Genomic DNA, 20,762 nt, shown 5'->3' with positions numbered 1-20,762 from the left:
TCAATTAAAAAAAAGAAAGGATATAGTATGATAAAACCAGAAGAAAAATATACATTAAGAAAGAGTAAAAAGTATAAAAATTTGGTATCAGTAGGATTAGGATTAGCAACAGCAGTAGCAATAGGATTAGCAACAGATAATGAAGCCTTTGCTAGTGATGTAGATAAAACAGATAATCCTGCAACAAATTCAGTTACTAAACAACCTGAATCTACCCCAGAAGCAAATAATTCACAAGGTAAGGTGAATCAAAGTCAAGGTTCTGTAGAAGTAAATTTAAAATCTCCAGAATTAGAAAAGGCAGTAGAAAAAGCTGTTAATGGTGGAGTAAAAGTAGAAAAATCAGAAATAGTAGATAAAGGTACAGTTAAATCTACTGAAGAATTATCAAAAGTAACAAAAGAAGTACAAGAAGAATATAAGAAGAAAGCCGAAGAAATAAGTAATAAAACTGAAACTTATTTAAAAGATAAACAAAAAAATCAAGAAGAAATTTCAAAAGTAACAAAAGAAAATGAAGATAAAAAAATAGCTTATGAAAAAGCTTTATCAGAATATAATAAAAAGTTAGAAGAAGTAAAAAATAAAAACGAAGAAATAAAATCAGAAAATGAAAAGAAAACAACTGATTATAATAATGAAGTTGATAGAATCACAAAAGAAAATTTAGATATAGTAAAACGCAATCAAGAGAAAAAAGAAAAATATGAACGTGATTTAGCAATTTATAAAAAAATGCGTGAAGAACAAGAAAAAGAAAAAGATACTTTAATTAAAGGTAAACCTTTATTATTTTCAAAAGATGGAATTTCAGTTTATGGTACATTTAATGAAGCAGGTAAAGGAAGTTTAGCATATTATAAAGATATATTAGTTGTAAATGATACAGAAAAGACTAATACAGTAACTTTAAAAAATGGTTTAGATTGGAATCCAGATACACAATTAGAGAAAATAACTGATAGTTTAGTATTGGATAAAGATTATGGTTTACCTAATACAGAATCAGGTAAATGGGTTAAATTTTCTAATGTAAAAACAGGAGATAAATTTAAAATAACTAATATGGGTGAAACTCTTGACGGAAGAAAAGTACATGCTATTGTAACTGTAGAGGTAGGTGAGCCAATGGGTACAGTTAAAAATGGTAAGCCTACAATTAATCAAGAGTTTAGTGTAAGTTATGCAACTGGTGGAGGTTTTTATTTTGATTATCAAAATATGAAAACTTTTAAATTAAAATTTGATTTTGTAGATGATAATGGAAATCCATTAAAAATAGGATATGGAACAGTAGTAGGTGATGTCGATTGGGGTCAAGGTTCAAGAGTTGATTTTGATAAAAATGTAGGAACTGTAGCACCTCATTCATCTAATTTAAGAGAAAAAAACGGTGTTATGTATTCTAATTTAAGTGCTTCATATAAGAATTTTGAATCTACCCCAGAGGGAACATTTTTAACAGTAGGAATGGGAAGTAGTCTGACTTATACACATTATTCTTATGATAAAGATAAGGAAAGTTTAGTAAGAGACCAATTAGGAAGAGATTATGATAATCAAGCTAGAAAATTTTATAACACTCATAAACAAGGTGATTTATATGCTATAGCTTTTAATTTATTTGGTAAGAGTTCAGAATTAAAAAGTTTTGTTTATAATCAACCACCTAAAGAACCAGTTTATGAAAATGAAAAACCATTACCAGATAAACCAACTTTAGAAGAATTAAAAGTAGAACCACCAAAACCAGATGACCCAGTTTATAAAGAAGTTCCAAAAACTTTAGATGTAGTTACTGTTAAATATAATTATTATAAAGTAAATGTAGTACCTAATATTGAAAAACAAGTAAAAAATGTTGAAAATCAAGATATCAATAATCAGTATGTATCAAAATTAAGCACTGTTAAATGGGAATTAAGAACAAAAGAATTACCTGCAGGAAGAAAAGAAATTGACAAGTATGTAATTAAAGATAGTTTACCTAAAGGCTATATTTTAGATGTTGAAAAAACAAAAGAAGAAAGTAAAGATTATGATTTATCTTATAATAAAGATACTCATACAGTTACTTTATCAGCGACAGCAAAATTATTAGAACAGTTGAATAAAGATTTAACAAAATCTATTTTAGCACCTATTCCAACATTGGTAGGTACAGTAATAAATGATGGTGCAACTTATAAAAATAATTTTAGTTTAACAATTAATAATGATTATGAAGTATATTCTAATATTGTTAAGGTAAGTACACCAGGTAAACCTAATGATGAAGATAATCCTAATAATAATTTGATCAAACCTGAAAAACATAATTATAATAAAGATGGAGTTTTAATTGATGGGAAACAAGTTGAAAGAGGTTCAATTAATTATTATAAATTATTATGGGATTTAGACCAATATAAAGGAATTAAAGCGACAAAAGAAGATATTAAAAAAGGATTTTATTATGTAGATGATTATCCAGAAGAAGCATTAGAATTATTAGAAAAAGATGTAAAAATTGTAGATTCTAATAATGATGAAGTAAAAGGAATTACAGTAAAATCTTATGAAAGTTTAGAAAAATCACCTAAAGAAGTACAAGAAATGCTTAAAAAAGCAGGGATAACTCCTAAAGGTGCTTATCAATTATTTACAGTTGATAATCCAGAAGAATTTTTTGAAAAATATGTAGTAAAAGGTAATAGTATTCATATAACATCACCTATGAAAGTAAAAGAAGATTTTAATTCTAATGGTGGTAAATATGAAAATAAAGCATATCAAATTGATTTTGGTAATGGTTATGAAAGTGAGGTAGTAGTTAATAATGTACCTAAAAAAGAACAGCCACCAAAACCAGAACAACCAAAAGAAAAAGAGAAGCCAAAAGAAAAAACATTACCTAAAACATCAGCAGTAAAAGAAAATTCACAAGGATATAATAATATGTTAGGTTATATTTTAATGACTTTACTAACTTTTGTATTAGGTTTCTTTGGAATAAAAAGAAAAGTGAAATAAAAATTAAATATAAATAAAGGTAGTTGGTTTAACTGACTATCTTTATTTTAGATATATTTAATTTGAGGAGTGATAAAAAGAAAAAGAAAAAGTATAAATGGAAGTGAACAATTTGAGAAAAAAAAGACCTACATTAAATGATTTTGAGCAATTTATAAAAGAATTTAAAGAATATAAAAATAAATGCAATGAAAAACATAAATATGAAGAAAGCAGTAAATATTATTTAGCAATATTAAACAATACAGTATCAATAGAAATAGAAAATAAACAAACAAATACATTTGTTTTATTAGGATATTTTAATAATTTGGGAGATTGTCAAAAAGCAAGAGAAAAGTATCAAAAGAAAATATTAGAATTAAATGAATATGGGTATTGGGACTAGGAGTTGAAAAGAATGAACATATTAGAACACGTAAAACAAATAAGTAAAAAGTTAAATTTAAAAAGTTCAGAAAAAGAATATAGATATTATATAGTAGTTCAAAGTAATAAAGTAGATATGATATTAGTAAAATCAAATAAAAATTTAGTTAGTGAGTTAGGATATTTTCATAATGAAGATGATTGTAAAATGGTAATAAATAAATATCAAAGAGAGTTATTAGAGTGTATAGGTTAGTAAATAAAATTATGATTTTTCAAGGTAATAAAAAAATACAGTTGATGATTTATTTTTTAATAATATTAAGTGTAATTTTATTAATTTATTATTTGAAAAAAAGTAATATAAGTAATATAGAACAATTTTTAAAGTTTTTAAAAACTGGTAAAAAACCATGAGTTTGATAAATATTCATTAGAAAATGAAAGGGGTAGGATAGAAGATGAATCAGGTAATTTTAATGGGAAGAGTTACAAAAGATTTAGAGTTGAATTTTACTTCTGCAGGTAAAGAGATGTTAAGATTTTCTTTAGCGGTAGAAGAAAATAAAGAAAAAACTAATTTTATAGATGTAGTTGTTTTTGGAAATAGTGCAAAGTATTTATTTAATTATTTAAAATCAAAAGGTAGAGTAATAATAACAGGTACATTACAAAATAATAACTATGAGAAAAATGGAATAAAAATATATAGTTATAATGTAGTGGCTGATAAAGTAAAAATAATTGATTTTAAAGAAAAACAAAATGAGCAGATTGAAAATCCGTTTAATCAACGATTTGCGGAAGATTATATAAGGTATGAATAATGGCAAGTTTAGAGAAGTTACAAAAGAAAATAGAAAAACAACAAGAAAAACAGCGAATAAAATTAGAAAAGCAAGCATTAAAGCAAGCTAAAAAACAAGAGAAGATTTTAGCAAAACAAAGAAAAAAACAAGAACCTAATAAAATAATGTCTACAGCAAAAGATGTAGTAATAGGTGAAAATAAAGAGTATATAAAACAAGAAGAATTTACAAGAAAATTAGAAGTAAATAAACGTAAAAATAAATTTATTGTTTTTACAGTTTGGTTTATAGTATTTTCTATATTATCTTCAAGTATTTTTCTTATAGCGACTAAGGGAATGGATAAAATAAAATTATCTAATAATATAAATGCTATAGAAAAAATTGAAAATCAGATACAGGGAATACCTATATATAATGCAAGAACAGATAATTTTGCTAAAAATTTTGCTACATTATATATAAATTATGATAGAGAAAAACAGCAAGAGAGAAAAAAAGCTTTAGAACTATTATCTTTAGAAAATTTAAAAGATAATATAGCTGATACATCAGATGTAGAGCGTTCTTTAAATTCTATAAGATTATATACAGTAGAAGATAAAGAAAAAGATGTACAGGTTTATAAATATATTGTTAGTTATACTTTAAAGAATAAAGATAATAAAAAAAATAAACAAGAAATATTAAATGTACCAGTTAAAATAATTGATAATAATTATTTAGTTTGTGATTTTCCTTATTTTTCTGATATTCCTAAAGATACAGCGACAGGATCATATCAAGAAAAAGAAGTAAAATTAGAAACAGAAAAAGATAAACGTCAGGAATTAGAAAGTTTTACAAAAGATTTCTTTAAAAAATATACAACTTATAAAAAAGAAGAAATGCAATATATAATGAAAAATCCTGAAAGTTTATCAGGAAAAGAATTTAATACTTTAGAAAATTTTGAAGTCTATAAAGATAATGATAAATATTTAGTAATAACTACAGTAGTTATTCAAGAAAAAGATTTTAAATTATCGACTAGAGAAAAATTTAAATTAACTATAATAGTAAAAGATGATAAGTATTTTGTGGAGAAATTAGAACATAATTAGAAAAGAGAGGTAAATAAAATGAATGATTTAATGTTAATGGCAATTAATGGAGATTCTGCACTATCAGAGTTTAGGAGAATTGCAGGCCCAATTTTAATAATGGTAATAATTGCATTAGCTATTGTTGCTATGTTTAAAATAGGCTTGAAAGGAATGATAGGAACAGTAGTTACTGGTGGCTTTGTATATTTAGTAGTAATAGAAACAGAATTAGTATTAAAAGGTATTTCTGGATTCTTTAAACTATTTTTCAATTAGATTATGAAAAGTTTATACAATTATACAAAGGCATTAAAAGAACCTATGAAAATTCGGCAAATAAAAGGATATACAATATCAAGGAATGGAATTAGGGTCGTAACAGTCGCTATTTTTTTTGTAATAGCTTTTCTTTTTTACATATTGGATAGAATAATTCCAATGGTAAAAGTAATGGGATATGCTTATTATGGTTTTCCTATTTTTATAACATGGGCAATAATTAATATAAATGTTGATGGTAAAAGCATGGTGATATATTTATATGATTATTTGAAATGGAAAATAGGAATTAATATGAAAAACAAAAAATATAGTTTTGATGAAGAAATTAAATATAGAAGCAAGCATATAAAATTTAATTAAATAGACCCTAGATATTTTATTTTAAATATAAGTTTAGAATAATATATCAGGGTCTTTTTTTTATGAAAATAAAATTTTTTTCGTGAGAAATATATTTTATTACAAAAGAGAGGAGAAAATAAATGTTTAAATTTCCTTTAAAAAGGACATATCAAAATATACTATTGACAAAGTCAGGTAGTATATATTCATATTATAAAATAAGTCCTGAAATAATTTCAAGGGCAAATACAAATGAAAAACAAGAATATAAAAGTAGATTTACAAGTTTGTTAGATGATGTAATAAAATTTAAGGATATTCATTTAAAAATGTTACCTAAAAATATGAATTTAGATGAAAGACTTAATATTTTGGCTAATGATTATGATGTTAGATATAAAGATGTAGCTGAATATTATGGAAAAGAAGCTATTAATCTTTTAGAAAGAGAATTAGGACAAATAACAAAATATGAATTTTATATCGGAGTAAGGATAGATAGAATATATTCAGAAATGGAAGATATAAAAGATACAGTTAAAAATGCTGTAAGTGGTGTTACTGATAAATTAGCAAGTTCATTAGGGTTTGAAATAGAAGTAACAGACGAGTATTTTTATAAATTTACACAAGCAGAAGCAAGTGTATTTAATAGTTTAAGGGTACTTGATATAAGAAGATGTACAGAAGATGAATTGAATTATTTAATAAGATATAACTTTTTAGGTAATGTGTATCATAATGTAGATGAAGAAAGTATTTTGAGAGGTAGTAATCAAATAGCAAATGCAGAATTAGATACTACAGAAAAAAGACTTATAAAAATTGATACAGAAGATACAACCATTTATAAAAGTTATTTAGTGTTAGAAAGTACAGATTATTTAATGAATAATTTACATATTTTTGAAAATTTACAATCGCAAGGTTACCCTGTAGAAGTTGATTTAAAATTTAAGCCTGTAGATAAAACTACTTTTGATATGAAATTATCACATAAAATACGTTCAAAGGCTCATGAAGTAAAAGAAGAATTTATGAGTAATGAAAAATTAAAAGATGAAAGTATGAGAAATAATTTTTTAATGGATAGGATAGATAATGAACATTCACAATCTAAAAATTTTGTTGAATGGTTATTAGTGATAACATTATCGAATACTAGAAAAGAAGAATTATTAAGACAAGTTCGACTTGTGAAAAAAGAATTAAAAAGACAAAAAATAAATGTAATAGCTCCAGTTGCGGATCAATTACAATTATTTTATCTTTTATTACAAGGTAGCGAACTTGGAATGTATAGAAATTGGATTCAAACAACTACAACAGAAGCACTATCGGAAGTATTATTTGGAGTAGGTCAAAGTTTAGGAATGGAAATAGGATTTTATCTTGGAAGAATTGATAGATTTACAAAATCGGCAAAATTATTAGAAGATAATATTCATGCTTCGAGGGATATAGTGTTATTTCACCCTATGATAGCAAATAAAGGTATTGCAGGAACAAAAACAGATTCACCACATATAGCAATTACAGGAAAAACAGGAAAAGGAAAATCATTTTTAGCGAAATTAATATATATTCAAAGTTTAATGTTAGATGTAAAAACATTGTATTTTGACCCAAAAAGTGAAATGCAAAAGTGGTTTAGTAGAATAACTGAAAGTGAAGAAAATAATAGATTATATCCGTTATTTGCAAAACTTTTAAGCAGTATAAAATATTTAACAATAGATTATACTAAAAAAGAAAATTGGGGAATTTTAGACCCAGTAACATTTTTAGATGGTGCAGAAGCAGTAGAATTAACAAAAGCAATGTTTGATGAAGTGGTAGACTTAACAAATGATAGAAAGATAGAAACAGCACTTTTAAAAGCAATTAGAAAAATAGTAGATTTAAAACAACAAGGTGAAACAGTTGGAAGTTTGCATATTATAAAAGAATTGCAAGAAAATGAAGATGTAGAAATAGTTGAAGCAGGAGACAATTTATACGAAAAAACACAAAATGGAATGTTAAAATTATTATTCTTTGATGGTAGTAATAATACATTATCATTAAATAATAAAAGTACAATATTACAAGTATATGGTTTAGATTTACCAGATGCTAAAGATAGTAAAGATACATATACGGATTCACAAGAAAAAAGTTTAGTAGTAATGCAAGTATTAGGAAAATTTATGTCTTTATTTGGAAGTAATCCAGATGAAGAAACAATAATTTATGTAGATGAGGCATGGGCATTTAATACAAGTAAAATAGGACGAGCAACTAAAAAATCGTTAGAACGTATAGGAAGAAGTATGAATAATGCTTTAGTATTTATTACTCAATCAGTATTTGATATTAAAGATGAAAATAATATAGCAGGTAACTATGGTAGTATATTTGCATTTGACGAAGAACAAGAAAGAGTACACATATTAGAACATTTAGGATTAGAAAATAACAGTGTAAATATGGATATTTTATCAAATATGGTAAAAGGTCAATGTTTATTTAAAGATATATACGGTCGAGTAGCAAAATTAAGCGTACATTCATTATTTAGTGAGTGGACACAAGCATTTAAAACTGTAGAAAAATCAGAAGTAGCTTATGCAGAAGAAAGGTATGCTTAGTTATGAATAAGAAAGAAAAATTATTTATAAAATATTTTAAAAGACCTTTAGCATATAAAATAGATAAAAATGATGAAAAGATATATCAAAGAACAGTAGGAGAATTAATAACAATAATTTTCCTGCTGGTATTATCTGTAGTGATTTATAATTACTATATAGATATATCTAATTTAAAAGAAGATTGGTTGAAAATATTGTTATTAACAATAGGAATATCAGTACCAGTAATATTAGTATCTTACATTTTGTTGAATAATTTATTAGAGCGAGTAAGAAATATTCAAAAGCTAGCTGAATTAATATTCACGTCAGGATATTTTATAAAACCTCAATTAGTGTCTAATACAAGTGTAAGCAAAGGATTAGAAGATATTTTTAATGTAAAAGGTTTGGTGAAAAGCAGGGAAAGTTACAAAGATTTATATTTTCCGAAGTTTTACATAAAGCAAAATAAAAATGAAATTCAAATATATATTAGATTAGATGGTTCAAAATTTCAAAAAGAATTTTTAGAGTTAGAAACAAAATTAGAATATACATTTAAAATAGAATTGAAAGATAAACAAGTAATAGATGAATTTATAATATATACATTATCTAAATTTTCATTAAAAGATAGATTAAATTTTAGTGATGATAATGTAGAAGATAATAAATTAAAATTAATGAAAAGTGTAATATGGGAGTTTAGAAAAAGTCCTCACGCTTTAATAGTTGGTGGAACAGGAACAGGGAAATCTTATTTAATATTTTATTTGATAAAAGAAATATTAAAAAAAGGTTATTATTTAAATATAATCGACCCTAAAATATCCGATTTAACAAAATTAGGTTATGTATCTAAAAAGAATTTAGTAGTATATGAAAAAGAAGATGTAATAAATTTATTAGATGATGTAACTTTAGAAATGGATAATAGATATAAAGAAATGTTATCTACAGGAGATAATTTTGGTGAGGATTATGTAGCTTATGGAATTAAACCATATTTTTTAATATTTGATGAATTATTAGCTTTTGTTTCTGTATTAGATAATAAAGAAAAAAAAGAAGTAATGTCAAAACTTACTAACATTGTTGTAAAAGGTCGACAAGCAGGAGTATTTGTAATTTTTGCAACACAAAGACCTGATACTGATGTTCTCGACGGAAAAGTAAGAGATCAATTAGGATTAAGGATAGCGTTAGGAAGTTTGTCAAATGACGGATATAAAATGATATTTGGCGAAACAAATACAGCATATAAAGAAATAGGATTAAAAGGAACGGGATATTATCAAATAAAAGAAATGGTTGATAGACCTAAAGTATTTTTATCACCATATATAGTAAATGGTGATTTAGTAGGTCAGGAAATAATGGAATTGATACAAGAAAGAGGGTTGTAAAGTGAGTAAAGATGGAAAAATAGCTTTGACAATAATAACTTTATTTTATATTTTATCAACAATGGTAGGAATATCAAGAATAAAAATAGTATATGATATTGCAGGAAATGGAATAGGATTATCATTATTATTTGTTTTATTATTAGTAATGTTTTTTATTTATATTTTATTAGTTTTTAGTATTTTTAAAAAATATCGAAAATATAAAGGTAGATAATATGAAAAATTTAAAATTGTATTTAGTAAGTATATGTTATTTTTTATTTTTAATATGTGCAGTATTAGAAATAAAAAGAATTAATAATATATATAATGTAGAATTAATAAATTTATTATTTTTATTAGTATTAGCTTTAACTTTAGTATTTTATATAATATGGATAAAGGAACATTTAAATAAAAATGTATAGACTTGAAAATATCATTAATAATTGATATAATGGCATTATAAAAAGATTAGGAGTGTTTTTATAATGAAAAAATTGTTAATGATATTAGCAACTATTATATTAAGTATTAGTATAGTAGGTTGTTCAAGTTCAAGTAAAAAATATGATAGTGATATAAATAAAGTTATAAGTTATGAAAATAAAGGTGTTGATGAATCTAAACAAATCAAAAGAGAAAATGTTAATATTAAGGTTTATGAAAATGTAGATGTAAATGCAGGTGCGGTTCAAGGAAAAAAGACATTATATGCTATTCAAGAAAAAAAAGGTGAGAATTATGAATTTTACTTTATAAGAGATACAGATGGTAAAGTTGATGAGTTTGGTTCTGGTTGGAATAAGCGAATTTCTGAAATTGTATCTAAACCTGTTTATGAAGAGATAAATATTAAATAAATTATTAAAGAAAGATAACAAAAAATGTTATCTTTTTTTATTTATGAAAGGAGTTAGAAATGACGAAAAAGAGGAAGATAATATATATAATGATAAGTTTATTATTATTTGTTTTTTCTACAATAAGTGTAGTATATGCTTCAAGTATTGATGATAAATATAATAGTTTAGAACAATATAAAAGTTATATGCATGATAGTAATTGGACTTGGGCAAATACTTCTGTAATGATGAATTATTTAGCTAATTTCTTTTTTAGTATAGCTAAAGTAGTTGCGAGTATTACAGATTTTTTCTTAAAAATGTTGTACGATAGTGATGCATTAAATAGTATTGTAAATTTATTAGGTGATACATCTTCAACTATATACAATAATGTATTTGGTAAATATGGAGTACTTTTATTTTTTATTGGTGCGGTAGTCGCAGGTATGCGTTATATGGTATCTGCACATCGAGGAGTAAAAGATATGTTTCAATTAGTACTTTTAATTGGGATATGTACTTTATGGATTACTAATGCAAGCAGTATAATTAATAGTGCTAATGAGTTTTCTAATGATGTTCAGTCGACTATAGCGACGAGTGGAGATAAATTATTAGGAAGTGATGAAAAATTAGATGGTAAAGATGTATTAAGGGAGAAGTTTTTTAAGCAAGCAGTAGAACAACCATTTTTACTTTTAAATTTTAATGAGTTAGATAAAGAAAAAGTAAATAGTAATCCTAATTTCAAAGGTGTAGATGGAAAAAGTAGGATTGATAGTTTGTTAGTAAAAAGAGATAATGAAAAGGAACAAGAGTATTTAGAAAAATATGAATTTGCTGATAAGAAAAAGTTAGATGATAAATTAAGTGATAAACAAAATTATTATATTTCAGATGAAGTAGTTACTCATAAACTTACAGTATCTTTTTTATCTGTAATTATGAATTTAATATTGATGTTACCTTTTAATGTAATAGCGTTTTTTAATTTTATAATTCAGATACAGATACTTTTTTATATATTAATAGTACCATTTACATTATTAGCTTCTTATTTACCATTTATGAGAATGAGTTATATAAGTGTATTTAAAAATTTATTTGGTTTATATGCAATAAAGGCAATGTTGGGGTTAGTAATATTATTGGTATCATTAGTGATGAATTTAACTAGAAAAATAATGGAGAGTTCAAATGCTTCGCCAGTAACTATATATACAACATCAACAATATTACTTGTAGTATCTTTAGTGGCAATGTGGAAGAATAGAAAACAGATTTTAGCAACTCTTTCAGCAGGTGGAGTAGGAAATATAGGAATGTCAACACTTAACGGAATGATGAAAAAACCTAGATTTAATGGTTCGATATTTAACAGCGGATCGAGTGGCGAAAATCAAGATATGAATAAACAAGGAAATTCATATCAAGAAAATAAAGCACCAGAAGAAAATCTAGATTCACTACAAGTTCGAGAACGTTATAATTATGAAGAAGTAGAACGTACACCACAAGAAGTTACAAGTAATAATCAGAATAATGTAAATGGTAATTCTTTAAATAATCAGCCTGTTTTAGATGAAGAACAAAGAATAATGAATAAAGAAGTTATAAACGATTCAGTTCGCACACCACAAACAGAATATAATCAAAGTTTAAATATGACAAGAGGAAATAATTATGATTATGATAATTATAGAACAAGTCAATCTGATTATTTAAGTAATAGTTCAAATAGTTTAGAGCGTTCAGAAAGTAATTTTATGAGAAATGATAATTTAGAAAGAAGTTCAGATAATTTTAGTCGTTATAATAATAGTTCTTTAGAAAGTAATATTAATAAAGAAAGATTTAATAATCAATTTGATTATTCAGGAAATGGTGATTTGTCTAATAGTCAAGTTGATGTAAGTAATAGACAAGTTAATAATTCATCTGAACAGATTAATCATAGAACAGAACAAAGAAATAGTATAAAAAATGAGGTTAATAATTCAGTTCGTACATCACAAGCTGAATTTAGTGAAAAATTATCAAGAGAAGCAACAGAAATAAAAAAACAGGATAGCTAGAAATAGTTATCCTGTTTTTAGAAAGTGGGTTTTAATATGGGAAAACAAGTATATAATTACACAGCTTTACTTAACAATTTTAGTGAAAATATGAAAAAAAGACGCGTAGAGTTAAGTTTATCTCAAAAAGAATTGGCTTCTATTGTTGGAGTTTCTGTCAGAACTATACAAAATTATGAAAATAAAAAAACTATACCTACCTCTGCAGTTATGGAATCAATTTCTATAGCTTTAAATATAAGTTTAAATAGAATGTTAGGTATAAATGAATTGAATAGTAGAAAAAAGTCAATAGATACATTAAATAAAATAGATTCTTTATTATTGCTTATAAATAATGCTGTAGAAGAAATAAAAGAAGAAATGAGAAGTTTAAGGTAGATAGGTGATGTATTATGTTTAAAGAAATTGATAGTCAAATGTCTCAAAATTTTAGAAGAAATTTGAGAAATAAAAGAAAAGAATTAGGCTTAACACAAAAAGAATTAGCAAAAAAAGTAGGTGTTTCATTTAGAACAATACAAAATTATGAGGGAGGTTTAACTCCACCTACTCTTAGTATAGTAGAAAAAATAACTTTAGTATTAGCTGTAGATTTTGAACAAATGTTTTTACCTATTAATGATAAATCAATAAATTATGTGAAAGATTTTGTAAAAATAGATGTTGAAAAGATAAATTATTTAGTGATGAATATAAATTGTTCTATTGAAGAATTAAATAAAGAATTAAGTAAATTGGATTTCTTAAAATAAAGCAAAATTAAAAGTGAGGTAGTATATATGTTTATTGTGATATTAATAGTGTTGTTTCCATTGTTGTATTTTTATTATATAAGGGTAAAGGATAAAGTGAATTTTAAGATAAAAGAATTAGAAAAGTTAGAAAATAAAACAATGATTAAAGTAAAAAAAGAAAGTATAATTATAAATTATTATTACTTTCCTTATTTTTTTTATGTGTTAATTGCGATAATTATATATAAGTTATTATTATTTTTTATTAGGTAAAAATATGCTGATTAGATATATACAAATATTAATTAATAAAATAGATAATCCTGTAAAAAGAAAGATACTTCCTAAATTAAAAGAAAGATTATTTAGTATTTGTATAATATCAAAATTAAAATTAAGTATTTTTACTTTATAAAGAGGATATGTAATAAAGAATATGTTTGAAGTTAAATTACTAAAGAAATAAATTAGTTCATCTATGGAATTATTGTTATGTAATGAACCTTTATAGAAAATATAGATTATAGGATATATCTTATATTTTAGTATATGAAATAAAAATAATATTCCTAGTAATTTGAGAGAAAAAAGGTAAAGTTCAATTATTTTATAATGATTTTCATTTATAAAATTTATAACATAATAATTTTTTAAATAACTTAAATCAATTTTTAGTAAATTAAAATAAAGAAATATTGAAAGTATAGCACTGAAATATATGTATTTATGAAAAATATTATTGGTTTTGGTGTTAAGAATTTCTTTTATAGTGGTTAACATAGTAATACCTCCTTGTAAGAGATATTATAACATAAATTGAAAAGGAGTTGATAAAATGGAAGATGAAAAAAAGAATAAAGCAGGAAGAAAGGTAGCGTTAGGTTGTTTACCTTTTTTTATTTTGTTCTTATTATTGCCTGTAGTTTTAATATTTGCAATAGGTGGAGCAATGACAAATAACAAAGATTGTAACGGAAGTTCAATAAATGCAGGTGGGCATATTTTCGCAGAGGATTATGTGGTATTGCAGGGATTCGGTTTGACAGCTTGGGCAAGACAAAATATAGGAACTTTATACGGAAGTATAGGGCATACAGGAATAGATGTACAGCCTACTAATTTTAGAGATTTTAGTTCTGAAAAAGTAGGTGTACATACAATATCAGATGGAACAGTAGAAGCAGTAGCCTATACTGGTATAGGTGGAAATTATGTACTAATAGATATGGGAAATGGTAAACATGCTTATTATGGACATTTAAGAGAAGCTACAGTAAAACAAGGTGATCAAGTAAAAAAAGGTGACCAGATAGGAATTTTAGGTAATACTGGAGCGACAACAGTATATCATGTTCATTTTGAGGTACAGGAAAATCCACCTAGTTTGGCTACAAAAGATAGTTCGCCATATTTAGGTAAGGAAGTATTAAATAATGGAGATATAATAAGAGTAAGTGATAAATTAGAAACTCATGTAGAAAGTTCAAGTAATAAAAATTGTAATGGAGTTAATGGAATTGATACAGAGTTAGTAGGTAGTGATAATGCAGAGAAAGTTTGGAATTTCTTTAAAAAGCAAGGTTTTAGTGCAGAAGCAACAGCTGGAATAATGGGTAATTTTCAACGTGAAAGTGGAATGAATCCTGCAATAACAGAAATAGGAAATGGAATAGGTTTTGGACTTGCACAATGGAGTTTTGAAAGAAGAACAAAATTAGAAAATTGGTCTAAAGAAAATAATTTAGACGTAGCAAGTTTAACAGCACAACTTAATTTTACTATAGAGGAAATGAAAAATATTCAGTTTGGCTCGAAGTCTTTTGAAGATTTTAAAAATATTCGTGATGTATCAGAAGCAACAGAATTATTTGAAAGATATTTTGAAAGAGCAGGAGTTGTAGCATTAGCTGAAAGGTTACGTTTTGCAGAAGCATTTTATAGACAATATAAATAGGAGTATAGAAAAATGAAAGATTTTATAAAGAAGAATAAAAAAACATTATTATTGTTGATATTATTTGTGGTATTATCAGTTTTTACTTTTTATAAATTTTATAACAAAGGAAAAGAAGAATCACAACAACAAAATAAAGTGCAATACACACCTGCACAAGAAAAATATGAAAAAGATAATAAAGGATTACAATTTTTACCATATAGGATAATTAATGATAGAGATAATAAGAAAATAATGTTAGTGTTCGCAAAAAGTGAAACAGATTATAGTAGTGATTTTAAATATTATATAATGTTTAAAAATGAAAAAAAAGAACTGAATCAATTTCAAAATGATGAACATATGTTAGTATTAGAAGCTGATTTATTAGTAGATGATAATTTCAAGGTAATAATGGAAAATAATCGAGATAGTAAAGATAAACGAGAAGTAGAATTAAATTTACAAGAAGCAAAAAAATATGATTTAACAAAAGCTACAAAAGATAAATTTAATGAACATGAAAAATTATCACATCATATTATATCTAATCAAGGTGCTATAAAATCAGCAGAAAAAACATTAAAAGAACAAGAAGAATTATTAAAATTTACAGATGAAAAAATAGAAGAATATAATAAACAAGGAAAAACTGAAAGTGTAGCGAGATATAAGAAAGCTAAAGAAGAAGTAATATCAGAAATTAGTAAACAAACAAAGATAAAAGAAGAAAAGAAAAAAGAATTAGATAAATTATTTAAAGAAAATGAACAATTAGAACAAATGTTTGATGTATTATTTGGTGGATTGCATAAACATTAAATTTTGAATATATATTAATTTAGAGTAGATTAATTCTACTCTATTTTTTATTAGTGATAAAAAGGATAAGAGGTAGGAAAAGTGTATAAATATTTGGAGAGTTTGAACAATGAGCAGTTAGAAGCAGTATTAAGTAATGATAATGAAATAATGCTTGTAGCAGGTGCAGGAACAGGTAAGACAAATACAATAGTTAAGAAAATAATATATTTGATAAAAGAACAAAGGGTAATACCATATAATATATTGGCAGTTACATTTACAAATAAAGCAGTAAGAGAAATAAGAGAACGTGTAAATAATTCATTATGTACTAATCATTCAGGAGTAGTAGTAAATACATTTCATCAGTTGGCAAAAAGTATATTAGATAAAGATGACAATTACCAATTATTAGGTTATAAAAGTTTAAAAATATTAGAAGATGAGGGCAGAGAAAAAATATTAGATAAAATAATAAAGTATAATGAAATGTATAATAGAGTTAATGAGTTTAATAAAACTATTAAAGGATTACTTATAGATTTTAATGCAAAGAAAAATAATAGATATATAGAAAGTTCAAATAAAGAATATGAAGAATTATTTAAAGAATTGTATCACGCTTATGTATTAGAAGTATTTGCCAATGGATATATAGAATTAGATGATTTAGTAAATTTAGTAATAGTATTATTAGAACGTTATCCAGAAATAAGAAAAGAAGTAAGTTCAGCATTTGATTATATATTTGTAGATGAATATCAAGATGTAAATAAAGAGCAATATAAACTAATTAAATTATTAAAAAATAAAAATAAAGTATTGATAGTAGGAGATGAAGACCAAGCAATATATGGTTGGCGAGGAAGTAACTCAAAATATTTTAGAGATTTTCAATCAGAATATCCTGATTGTAGAGTTATAAAATTAGAAAGAAATTATAGGTCGACACAACAAATATTAAATTTAGCAGATGGTTTTATTAAGCAAAATAAAAATAGGATTGATAAAACATTGAAATCTGATAAAATAGGTGTCTTGCCAGATATACAAGAAATAAGTTCTAAAGAAAATCAAATAGAATTTTTATTTGATCAAATACAAAAATTGGGTTCAAATAAAAATGATATAGCAATATTAATAAGAAATAGAGATTTTGATTATTTATCAGATTTAAAATTGAAATTTGTAAAAAATGATATAGGATATACAATGGTTGGAGAATTTCCATTATTAAAGAGAAAAATTATAAAAGATTTAATGGCAGTATTAAAATTTTTAATTACAGATACAGATAATATTTCTTTAAGTAGAATAATAAAAAATATGAAATTAGGATTAGGAGAACAGTTTTATAATAAAATTGAAGAAATTTCTGTAGAGGAAAATATAAAAAGTTATTATCATATAATGAAAAATCATGAGAAATATGCTGATTTAAAAAGGTATAGTTCTAAAATAGAAAGTTTTATAGAAAAGTTTAAAGATTATAATATGGAAAAATCATTTGTAATAATTATAGAAAAAGTTGTTGAAGAATTTTTTGACGAAGTAATATTATCAGAATATCATTACTTACAAGAATTTATAAGAGAAGCAAATAGATATTATGAAAAAAATGGTTATATGACTTTAAATGAATATTTAGATTATATTCAATATTTTAAAGATACAGGAAAAACAGATAAAGTACAAATAATGACAATGCACGCAAGCAAAGGATTAGAATATAAAAATGTATTTGTAGTGAATCTTCATGAAAAATACCCTATGTTAAATAAAGCTAATTATGAAAAATTAGATAAAAATGACCTTGCAGGAATACAAGTGATAGAAGAAGAACGAAGATTATTATATGTAGCAATGACAAGAGCGAAAGAAAGATTGTTTGTATTAGGAAGTGCAGATAATATTTTTATAAAGGAATTAAAAGAAATTCAGGAAAATGTTTAATATAATTGACAATTAAATATTTTAGTAGTAAAATAGAAAACAAATACGGTATTTTATTGTTTGATATTTATGTAAATTTTGAATCTATTACTTATAATATTATCAATAATTTATAAGGGTATTTAATAAAGAAACTTCATTTAAAAATGAGGTTTTTTTATTTTATATATAAAAAAATAGTTGACAAAACAACGTAATTACGTTATAATAGTATTAAGAGTTAAGATAAAATAAAAAGAAGAATCAGCTAAGCAACTACCAATTACAAGCTAATTCTTCTAGTTCAAAGGATTCAATTAAAAAATAATTGAATAACCTAATTTTAAATTATTTTTTCTAACTTGTCAATATTATAAAATAAATAAGGAGAAAAACAATGTTAGTATTAAAATTTAAACGTAGAGGTTATAAAAAAGAAGTAGAGATAGAGGGTGCAAATTTTAGAGGTATATATTATGATTTGAGTATGTTATTAAATCCTAGTTTATCTACATTTGAGGAAGAGCAATATATATTGTCAGATGAAGATTATGACGAAGATTTTTATATGTATTTGTTAGAAACAGCAGAAGATGAAGCATTAGATTATTACAATAGTTTTGTAGAAAAGATTACAGATAGTAAATATAAAGATTTTATAGATTCAGTTATGCAAGGTGCAAATTATAGAGATTCAGATTATGAATTTTATTATAAAGGTGTATGTTATTTTGATAGTATAATTGATTATAGTAATTTAAGTTATAAAGAACAAGAACAAATTAATCAAAACTTGTTAGCAACAGGAAAAGTAGAAATAGATTTTAATGATAGATTATATACAGAAGATTATAACTTATATAAACAATTAGAAATAGAATTAGAAGATGAATAGAGGTGTAAGTTTAATGAAATTATTTGATAAAATAAAAGATATTGATTTTATAGCGTTAGTTGTAGAAGATAAAGGAAATGTATTAGTGTTAAGTGATAGATACGGAAATTTACAGTTTGAGGGTCGATTAAAAAATACTCCATTTGATTATATTTTAGAAATAAACGATAATTATTATAAAGAAAATAAAGTGTTGAGTGTTTCAAAAGTAGATGGTGAAATAATTTATCAAGAAATTTTATATATTGAGAATAGTTTAAATAAAGTAAGAGAAGCAATAAGAGATTATAGACTTTCATTTTATGAATAAAATAATAGATATAGTAGGCTTATAAGGGATAAGGTATAAAAGCCTTATCCTTTTTTTTAATTTAAACACGAAAGTGATCAAGTGAAAAAAAGGAGAAGAATTTTGAGGAAAAAAAATATTTTATTTGAATTATACCCTAGTTTAAGTTTTAATATTAGAGAACGAAGAAAACAGTTAGGATTAACACAAAAAGAATTAGGGAAGTTGGCTAATGTATCTTTTAGGACTATACAAAATTATGAGAATGGAATAACTCCACCAAGTTCGTATATAATAGAGAAAATAGCTTTAGCTTTAGAAGTTTCTGTAGAAACACTTATTAGTCAGTATAAATTTGATAATAATTTTTCTGCACAACAAATTTTAGAGAAAGTTACTCAAGATAAGGAATATAAATCAAGAGTTGATAATTTAATTTTAACAGATATAATTTTCGATATAGCTGATTTGGAAATAAGGTATCAAAATAATAAATTAGATGAAATTGTGCTTGATAAAAGTTTAGGTGGAAGAAATAAATTTAATTATGAAAGAAAGTATTATTTATTAAAATTAATGTTAGAACAAAAATTACAAAGTATGATTGAACAAATTAAAAGTGATATGATTGAAAATTATTCAGAAGTAAAGAAACTTTATAGAGAAACAGAAAAAGATGTTTATTATATTTATAAAGAGGGGTTAAAGTAATGCAGGAAAAATATATAAGAAATTATAGAGATAGAGAGTTATATAATAATAATGAAGAAACTAAGAAAAAAAGAATATATACAAATTTAAAAAGTGGTTCAAAACGATTTTTAAAAATAGCGACAAATGAACATTTATTGGAGTTAGAAAAATTATTAAACCAGGAAAAAAAGTCGAGAAAATTATAAAATATATATAAAAATAGTTGACAAAACAACGTAATTACGTTATAATAAAGGTAAGTTAGTTAAGCAACTACCGAAAAATAAACTAACTTAAAATACAAGTTCAAAGGAGAAAAACTATGATAAATAAAGAGAGATTAGCAGTAGGAGAAATATTATCAAGTTCATGGGGGTATGAACAAACAAATTGGGATTTTTATCAAATAGTAAAAATGAGTGACAAAAGTATTTGGATACAAGAAATAGATGTAGAAAGTAAGTCAAGTAGTTATATGAGTTATGAAGTTAGACCCATAAAAGATAAATTTAAAAAAGAATCAAAAGTGATAAGAAAAACAATAAAAGATTATATTAAGTTAAATGATTTTCAGTATTTAGACCATTATAATAATGGTGATGTATTATTAGAAACAAATTATTATTAAGAGAGTGTAAAAACTCTCTTTTT

22 protein-coding genes are annotated in these 20,762 nt (G+C 24.2%); all 22 read left to right on the top strand.

Annotated elements, in window-relative coordinates; translation table 11 throughout:
• Positions 1-27 precede the first annotated feature (27 nt).
• A complete protein-coding gene (locus tag DQN46_RS06565; protein ID WP_111743451.1) occupies positions 28-3,012 on the top strand; it encodes an SspB-related isopeptide-forming adhesin in 2,985 nt (994 codons plus the stop codon).
• 112 nt (positions 3,013-3,124) lie between these two features.
• Positions 3,125-3,400: a hypothetical protein gene (locus DQN46_RS06560; protein WP_145961395.1), complete on the top strand. Its 276-nt coding sequence runs from the start codon at positions 3,125-3,127 to the stop codon at positions 3,398-3,400.
• A 12-nt stretch (positions 3,401-3,412) separates the two neighbouring features.
• Positions 3,413-3,637: a hypothetical protein gene (locus DQN46_RS06555; RefSeq protein WP_111743449.1), complete on the top strand. Its 225-nt coding sequence runs from the start codon at positions 3,413-3,415 to the stop codon at positions 3,635-3,637.
• A gap of 205 nt (positions 3,638-3,842) precedes the next feature.
• On the top strand, positions 3,843-4,208 hold the full coding sequence (locus DQN46_RS06550) for a single-stranded DNA-binding protein (protein WP_111743448.1): 366 nt from the start codon (positions 3,843-3,845) through the stop codon (positions 4,206-4,208).
• Positions 4,208-5,293, top strand: a complete 1,086-nt coding sequence (locus DQN46_RS06545) for a conjugal transfer protein (protein WP_111743447.1) — start codon at positions 4,208-4,210, stop codon at positions 5,291-5,293. Before DQN46_RS06550 ends, DQN46_RS06545 begins: the two co-directional genes overlap by 1 nt.
• Before the next feature lie 18 nt (positions 5,294-5,311).
• Positions 5,312-5,551 (top strand): hypothetical protein, encoded by a 240-nt coding sequence (locus DQN46_RS06540; RefSeq protein ID WP_111743446.1) that lies wholly within the window; start codon positions 5,312-5,314, stop codon positions 5,549-5,551.
• A gap of 3 nt (positions 5,552-5,554) precedes the next feature.
• On the top strand, positions 5,555-5,917 hold the full coding sequence (locus tag DQN46_RS06535; protein WP_111743445.1) for a TcpE family conjugal transfer membrane protein: 363 nt from the start codon (positions 5,555-5,557) through the stop codon (positions 5,915-5,917).
• Between the two features lie 122 nt (positions 5,918-6,039).
• Complete coding sequence (locus DQN46_RS06530) at positions 6,040-8,529, top strand: ATP-binding protein (RefSeq protein ID WP_111743444.1); 2,490 nt, start codon at positions 6,040-6,042, stop codon at positions 8,527-8,529.
• Between the two features lie 2 nt (positions 8,530-8,531).
• Positions 8,532-9,920 carry an FtsK/SpoIIIE domain-containing protein gene (locus tag DQN46_RS06525; protein ID WP_111743443.1) on the top strand — a complete coding sequence of 463 codons (1,389 nt, stop codon included), beginning with the start codon at positions 8,532-8,534 and terminating at the stop codon, positions 9,918-9,920.
• Between the two features lies 1 nt (position 9,921).
• Positions 9,922-10,137, top strand: a complete 216-nt coding sequence (locus DQN46_RS06520; protein WP_111743442.1) for a hypothetical protein — start codon at positions 9,922-9,924, stop codon at positions 10,135-10,137.
• Between the two features lie 256 nt (positions 10,138-10,393).
• Entirely contained in the window at positions 10,394-10,765 is a 372-nt protein-coding gene (locus DQN46_RS06510; protein WP_111743440.1) for a hypothetical protein, read from the top strand.
• Between the two features lie 59 nt (positions 10,766-10,824).
• Positions 10,825-12,825 (top strand): CD3337/EF1877 family mobilome membrane protein, encoded by a 2,001-nt coding sequence (locus DQN46_RS06505; protein WP_111743439.1) that lies wholly within the window; start codon positions 10,825-10,827, stop codon positions 12,823-12,825.
• 36 nt (positions 12,826-12,861) lie between these two features.
• Positions 12,862-13,206 carry a helix-turn-helix domain-containing protein gene (locus tag DQN46_RS06500; protein ID WP_111743438.1) on the top strand — a complete coding sequence of 115 codons (345 nt, stop codon included), beginning with the start codon at positions 12,862-12,864 and terminating at the stop codon, positions 13,204-13,206.
• A gap of 14 nt (positions 13,207-13,220) precedes the next feature.
• Positions 13,221-13,580: a helix-turn-helix transcriptional regulator gene (locus DQN46_RS06495; protein ID WP_111743437.1), complete on the top strand. Its 360-nt coding sequence runs from the start codon at positions 13,221-13,223 to the stop codon at positions 13,578-13,580.
• An 817-nt stretch (positions 13,581-14,397) separates the two neighbouring features.
• Positions 14,398-15,516 carry a phage tail tip lysozyme gene (locus DQN46_RS06480; RefSeq protein ID WP_111743434.1) on the top strand — a complete coding sequence of 373 codons (1,119 nt, stop codon included), beginning with the start codon at positions 14,398-14,400 and terminating at the stop codon, positions 15,514-15,516.
• Between the two features lie 12 nt (positions 15,517-15,528).
• Positions 15,529-16,320 carry a hypothetical protein gene (locus DQN46_RS06475; RefSeq protein ID WP_111743433.1) on the top strand — a complete coding sequence of 264 codons (792 nt, stop codon included), beginning with the start codon at positions 15,529-15,531 and terminating at the stop codon, positions 16,318-16,320.
• Positions 16,321-16,401: 81 nt separating this feature from the next.
• On the top strand, positions 16,402-18,255 hold the full coding sequence (locus DQN46_RS06470) for an ATP-dependent helicase (protein ID WP_111743432.1): 1,854 nt from the start codon (positions 16,402-16,404) through the stop codon (positions 18,253-18,255).
• A gap of 376 nt (positions 18,256-18,631) precedes the next feature.
• Entirely contained in the window at positions 18,632-19,129 is a 498-nt protein-coding gene (locus tag DQN46_RS06465; RefSeq protein ID WP_111743431.1) for a hypothetical protein, read from the top strand.
• Positions 19,130-19,142: 13 nt separating this feature from the next.
• Entirely contained in the window at positions 19,143-19,439 is a 297-nt protein-coding gene (locus tag DQN46_RS06460; RefSeq protein ID WP_111743430.1) for a hypothetical protein, read from the top strand.
• Between the two features lie 102 nt (positions 19,440-19,541).
• Positions 19,542-20,129, top strand: coding sequence for a helix-turn-helix domain-containing protein (locus DQN46_RS06455; protein ID WP_170120637.1), 588 nt, complete (start codon positions 19,542-19,544; stop codon positions 20,127-20,129).
• Entirely contained in the window at positions 20,129-20,317 is a 189-nt protein-coding gene (locus DQN46_RS06450) for a hypothetical protein (RefSeq protein ID WP_111743428.1), read from the top strand. Before DQN46_RS06455 ends, DQN46_RS06450 begins: the two co-directional genes overlap by 1 nt.
• A gap of 116 nt (positions 20,318-20,433) precedes the next feature.
• Positions 20,434-20,739 carry a hypothetical protein gene (locus tag DQN46_RS06445; RefSeq protein ID WP_111743427.1) on the top strand — a complete coding sequence of 102 codons (306 nt, stop codon included), beginning with the start codon at positions 20,434-20,436 and terminating at the stop codon, positions 20,737-20,739.
• The last annotated feature ends 23 nt before the right edge of the window (positions 20,740-20,762 follow it).

The organism is Gemella morbillorum (assembly GCF_900476045.1).
GTDB classification, from domain to species: Bacteria; Bacillota; Bacilli; order Staphylococcales; family Gemellaceae; genus Gemella; species Gemella morbillorum.
Note: the sequence above shows the minus strand (reverse complement) of the source record. Positions and strands in the feature narration are given on the sequence as shown.

Excerpts from the sequence above, each read along its gene's own strand:
- DQN46_RS06565 (WP_111743451.1), top strand. The coding sequence starts at position 28 with ATGATAAAACCAGAAGAAAAATATACATTAAGAAAGAGTAAAAAGTAT.
- DQN46_RS06555 (WP_111743449.1), top strand. The coding sequence starts at position 3,413 with ATGAACATATTAGAACACGTAAAACAAATAAGTAAAAAGTTAAATTTA.
- DQN46_RS06550 (WP_111743448.1), top strand. The coding sequence starts at position 3,843 with ATGAATCAGGTAATTTTAATGGGAAGAGTTACAAAAGATTTAGAGTTG.
- DQN46_RS06545 (WP_111743447.1), top strand. The coding sequence starts at position 4,208 with ATGGCAAGTTTAGAGAAGTTACAAAAGAAAATAGAAAAACAACAAGAA.
- DQN46_RS06540 (WP_111743446.1), top strand. The coding sequence starts at position 5,312 with ATGAATGATTTAATGTTAATGGCAATTAATGGAGATTCTGCACTATCA.
- DQN46_RS06535 (WP_111743445.1), top strand. The coding sequence starts at position 5,555 with ATGAAAAGTTTATACAATTATACAAAGGCATTAAAAGAACCTATGAAA.
- DQN46_RS06530 (WP_111743444.1), top strand. The coding sequence starts at position 6,040 with ATGTTTAAATTTCCTTTAAAAAGGACATATCAAAATATACTATTGACA.
- DQN46_RS06525 (WP_111743443.1), top strand. The coding sequence starts at position 8,532 with ATGAATAAGAAAGAAAAATTATTTATAAAATATTTTAAAAGACCTTTA.
- DQN46_RS06510 (WP_111743440.1), top strand. The coding sequence starts at position 10,394 with ATGAAAAAATTGTTAATGATATTAGCAACTATTATATTAAGTATTAGT.
- DQN46_RS06505 (WP_111743439.1), top strand. The coding sequence starts at position 10,825 with ATGACGAAAAAGAGGAAGATAATATATATAATGATAAGTTTATTATTA.
- DQN46_RS06500 (WP_111743438.1), top strand. The coding sequence starts at position 12,862 with ATGGGAAAACAAGTATATAATTACACAGCTTTACTTAACAATTTTAGT.
- DQN46_RS06495 (WP_111743437.1), top strand. The coding sequence starts at position 13,221 with ATGTTTAAAGAAATTGATAGTCAAATGTCTCAAAATTTTAGAAGAAAT.
- DQN46_RS06480 (WP_111743434.1), top strand. The coding sequence starts at position 14,398 with ATGGAAGATGAAAAAAAGAATAAAGCAGGAAGAAAGGTAGCGTTAGGT.
- DQN46_RS06475 (WP_111743433.1), top strand. The coding sequence starts at position 15,529 with ATGAAAGATTTTATAAAGAAGAATAAAAAAACATTATTATTGTTGATA.
- DQN46_RS06465 (WP_111743431.1), top strand. The coding sequence starts at position 18,632 with ATGTTAGTATTAAAATTTAAACGTAGAGGTTATAAAAAAGAAGTAGAG.
- DQN46_RS06460 (WP_111743430.1), top strand. The coding sequence starts at position 19,143 with ATGAAATTATTTGATAAAATAAAAGATATTGATTTTATAGCGTTAGTT.
- DQN46_RS06450 (WP_111743428.1), top strand. The coding sequence starts at position 20,129 with ATGCAGGAAAAATATATAAGAAATTATAGAGATAGAGAGTTATATAAT.
- DQN46_RS06445 (WP_111743427.1), top strand. The coding sequence starts at position 20,434 with ATGATAAATAAAGAGAGATTAGCAGTAGGAGAAATATTATCAAGTTCA.